Source organism: Zavarzinella formosa DSM 19928 (assembly GCF_000255705.1).
Taxonomy (GTDB): domain Bacteria; phylum Planctomycetota; class Planctomycetia; order Gemmatales; family Gemmataceae; genus Zavarzinella; species Zavarzinella formosa.
In genome coordinates, this window is record NZ_JH636450.1 from 64,030 (window position 1) to 68,101 (window position 4,072).

At 63.3% G+C, this 4,072-nt stretch carries 4 protein-coding genes and 1 pseudogene; 3 read left to right on the plus strand and 2 right to left on the minus strand.

Annotation, left to right across the window (positions count from 1 at the left end; genetic code table 11):
* Both BGIM_RS55285 and BGIM_RS0141640 read left to right on the plus strand, forming a co-directional pair.
* A partial coding sequence (locus BGIM_RS55285) for a secretin N-terminal domain-containing protein (protein ID WP_020475521.1) occupies nucleotides 1-2,000 on the plus strand: 2,000 nt, incomplete at its 5' end.
* Complete coding sequence (locus tag BGIM_RS0141640; protein WP_020475522.1) at nucleotides 1,970-2,752, plus strand: hypothetical protein; 783 nt, start codon at nucleotides 1,970-1,972, stop codon at nucleotides 2,750-2,752. The genes BGIM_RS55285 and BGIM_RS0141640, both read left to right, overlap by 31 nt.
* 291 nt (nucleotides 2,753-3,043) lie before the next feature.
* On the opposite strand, the gene BGIM_RS0141645 is transcribed toward BGIM_RS0141640, so the two are convergent.
* On the minus strand, nucleotides 3,044-3,337 hold the full coding sequence (locus BGIM_RS0141645) for a hypothetical protein (RefSeq protein WP_020475523.1): 294 nt from the start codon (nucleotides 3,335-3,337) through the stop codon (nucleotides 3,044-3,046).
* A 202-nt stretch (nucleotides 3,338-3,539) separates the two neighbouring features.
* Entirely contained in the window at nucleotides 3,540-3,728 is a 189-nt protein-coding gene (locus BGIM_RS0141650) for a hypothetical protein (protein ID WP_157369829.1), read from the minus strand.
* 145 nt (nucleotides 3,729-3,873) lie between these two features.
* On the opposite strand from BGIM_RS0141650, the pseudogene BGIM_RS65295 reads away from it, so the two are divergent.
* Nucleotides 3,874-4,072: pseudogene (locus BGIM_RS65295) on the plus strand (ISL3 family transposase); the annotation flags it as partial.

The window sequence follows — 4,072 nt, forward strand, 5'->3', positions numbered from 1 at the left end:
ACCTTCTGCAACAACTGTTCTTCGGCGGCGGCACCCAAGGCCGGACCACCACAGGCGGCGGTCAGGGCGGCATCGTCGGCGCGAACAACGGCGGCGGGGGCGGCAACCTCTTCGGGGGGGGCGGCACGGGAACCAACACCACCACCCGGCCGCTGCTGACGCTCACCGGCGACCCGAGCAACGGGGCCACGCTGGTTCCCCTCGGCATCAGTGTGGACGACCGGACGAACTCGGTGATTGTCGCCGGGACGCCGAACGACTTGGAAGCCATCCGGGCCATCATCGCCCGGCTGGAGGACTCCGAGGTTTCGCTCCGGACGAACCATATTTACAAACTCCGGAACGCCGGGGCGGCCGACGTGGCCAACGCCCTGCAACCGTTCCTCACCAACGCCCTGACGGTGATCCAGACCGGCAACCAGTTGACCTCCTATCAGGAGTTGCAACGCAACATCGTGATCGCCGCCGAGCCGGTGACCAACAATATCTTGGTGAGCGCCACGCCGCAGGCTTATGCCATGCTGCTGCCGATCATCGAAAAGCTGGACGCCCAGCCGTTGCAGGTTTCCATCGAGGTGCTGATCGCCGAAGTGTTGCTGAACAACAATGAAGAGTTCGGCATCGAAATCGGCCTGCAAAACCCGATTTTGTTCCAGCGGACCCTGATCCCCAGCACGGGGGCCAGCTTCACCAACGCGACGGGCGGGAGCATTCCCCCCGGCACGACGGTCAACAGCACGATCACGAATTACTCCGGCACGGCCTTCCCGTTCAACAGCACGTCGGCCCCGGCGTACAACAACAACGTCAACCCGTCGATGGTCGGCGTGCAGGGGCTGACCAACTACGGCGTCGGCCGGGCGAACAGCAACGGCGTCGGCGGGTTCGTGTTCAGCGCCGGCAGCGACACGCTCAACGTGTTGATCCGGGCCTTGAAGGTTCAACAGCGGATCGACAACCTGACGCGGCCGACCGTCACCGTGCTGGACAATCAGGTCGGCGTGGTCAACGTCGGCGGTCTGTTCCCGTACACCAGCGGCGGTCAGTTCACCTCGCTCGGGACGTTCCAGCCGCAGATCACGCAACAACAGATCGGGACGACGCTGACGGTCACGCCCCGCATCAACCCGGACGGCCGGATTCTGATGCGGGTGGAACCCTCCATCATCGCCCCGCAAGACACGCTGGTGAGCCTCGGGAACGGCCAGTTCGCAACGGCCTTCAACCAGCAATCCATCCAGACGACGGTCTCCGTCGCGGACGGGGAAACCATCGTGCTGGGCGGGTTGATCTCCAAGAGCAACAACCGTTCCGAGAACAAGGTGCCGTGGTTCGGCGACCTGCCTTACGTCGGCTCGCTGTTCCGCTACCGGACACAGACGCAGTCGAAGCGGGAATTGCTGGTCATCATGACGCCGACCATCGTCCGAAACTCGTGCGACAGCGAGAAACTGCTGATCGCCGAGGCCCGGAAGATGAGCTGGGCCTTGCGGGATGTGGAAAAGATGTACGGCGGTCGCGTCGGCAGCCCCGCCACTGGCGCAAGCAATTGCCCGGATGGCAACTGCGACACCCCGCCGCCGGATGTCAGCCGGATGCTGCCGCCGAACTCGTGGACCGGCGGCAACGACCCGGTGTTCCCGATCAAGCCGCTGCCGAATCCGTTCGCCCCCGGCGGTTCCACGACGGTCGAGCCTTCGGTGGCCCCCGGCCTGCCGAACCCGGTTCCGGTTCCGAACCTGAATCCGGCCCCGGCGCCGAAGGTGTTGCCGATTCCGGTCCCGCCCGCCGTTCCCCCGGTCCCGCCGGGCGGAGCCAAGGCCGACATGCCCCCGGTGTTGCCGATCAGCGCGACGCAACCCGACAGTGACCAAGCCGGCGACATCGTGTCCCCGGCCGATTACAAACCAGCCCCGGCGGCGTCCACGACGGACATGCCCGCGCCCGCAAAGAAGAAGGAGTCTTCAGGATGGCGTCTCAATCCGTTTCGTCGCGACTGATTCCCCGGCGCTGGCTGACCGGCGCGGCGATCCTCGCCACCCTGGCCTCCGGGTGCGTGACAACCAAGCCGGACGCCTCGGCCACTCCGGTGGCCGCGCAACCGGGTAAGTTGATCCCGGATTACAGCCCGCCGACGGGCCAGCCATCGGTGGTTCAATCGCCGGTGGTCCAGGCAGGGGCGATCCAGCCGGCCAAGAACGCGGACAATGTGTCGTTCAAGTCGGCCGAATTGCCGGCGCCGAAACCCGCTCCGTTGGTGGGTAACATGGCCCCGCCCAAGCCCGGCGAGGCGGCCCGGCTGACGGCGGCCTTCAGCAACAAGGTGATCTACGCCCCGGACCCCACCCGCGGCGGCGATCCGGTGCCGGGGTTGTTGGGCCGGTTGTATATCTTCAGCACGGACGAGGGCGTCCCGATTATTGTGGACGGCGAACTGGTGGTGGATGTGTGGGATAATTCCCCGCAGGCCAACGGCGGCAAACCCAAGCTGCTGGAAGTCTGGCACATCGACAAGGATTCATTCGCCAAGTTCCGCAAGCGGGACATCATCGGGGAAGGGTATTCGATCTTTCTGCCGTGGAGCACGTACAACGTGGACGTGCGCCAGATCAACATGATCGCGCGGTTCTCCGGCACGGACGGCCGCGTGTTGATCGCCCCCCCGGAAGGCCTGGCCGTGGACCACGCCGCCACCCTCCAACGAGCCGCCGACAAAATCGGCGGCCTCACGGGAGAACCGGTCAGCCGTTGATTGCTGATTTGTTTGCAAGGCCGTGAACCCCCGGATCGCCTCTTGAGGCAACCCCGGTGTTCACGGCCTGTTTCATTGACATGGCCAAACACGGCGGAAGCGAAGACCTGTCAGCAACGAATCCACAATTGTTGATGGATGAGAACAGACTTGCCCGCCAAGAGCAGGCTTCATTCTGCCTTTCTCGTGAAAGTAATTCACTCTCCGGTTTCGTTCAGTAGTGGCGGGTTCGCCGCTTGAGCGAACACATTGGCGAGCAACGTTTTGGCTGGTGGCTCCACTTCGGCCTGTTTACTTGTACCCCGATGACATGACCGCCACGAACGACGCCACTGCCAAGGCCAGCCACCCGAGGCACCCGAGCATCCCTCGCGGCCCCACGTCCGCCGATCGCAGCCACCACCATGCCAGCAGGGCCAGCCCGGCTCCGTAGGCCAGCACCTGGATAATTGCCGCGTGCATGAATCGGGCGACCGGGTCGCCGGGGGTGGCGTCCAGCGCCAGCCGGCAACCAAACCCGCCCGCGAACAGGGCGAGGGCCAGCACCCACTCGCGGACTCTGGGGCTGTTCTGCTGTCCTGTCATGTGTCCTCCGAGGGTGAACGCCAAAATTCAGGGGCCGCCTCGGCAACCAGAATTAATGGTCAGTGGCCAAAGGCTGAGTTCGCTGCAACGCTTTGTTCGGCGATGGTCCCGTGTGTTTTCGTAACCACCGGCCTCACGCGAAATCCCGGCCATAACAGACCCCACACCGCCGAAATGTGCCTGCCCGATGTTTGTCTGCTTGTCAGGCCCCGTTTGTGCAGAGCAACAGCCATTTGCCTTCTGCTTTCGCTTGATGCGCCAAGTTCCAGATTTCTCGAATCAACTCCCGCAAATCAGCGGCTTCGTATAATCCTCGCAGCTCTTCGGTCTTGCTCCATTTCTTGGCTGCTTTCAGAAAATCCTTGGGGTCAGTCTCTGTCAGACATTCCACAAACGTCTCTGGAAACCGCGAGACCCAAGCTCCTTTTCCCGAAAAAGAAATATGGCTCATCCGAGAAGTTCGTACTCAGGGGTTGCCAAAAAAGAGGAGCATGCCGTTTCATGAAAGGTAACCACACCATCTTCAGGAAGCCGGCATGTCCTCCACGCTACTGTATCGTGTTTTCGGTGTTCGGGACTATCAAGTCGTTCGGACCTCCTCCGCCGAGGGCGGCCTGACCCTTCATCTCCGGCAGGATCCCGCCCATGACCGCTGTTCGTCCTGTCAGTCCGCCAACGTCATCCGACGCGGGGTCGTGGAACGCACCGTCCGCACCCTCCCGGTTGGCGGCAAGC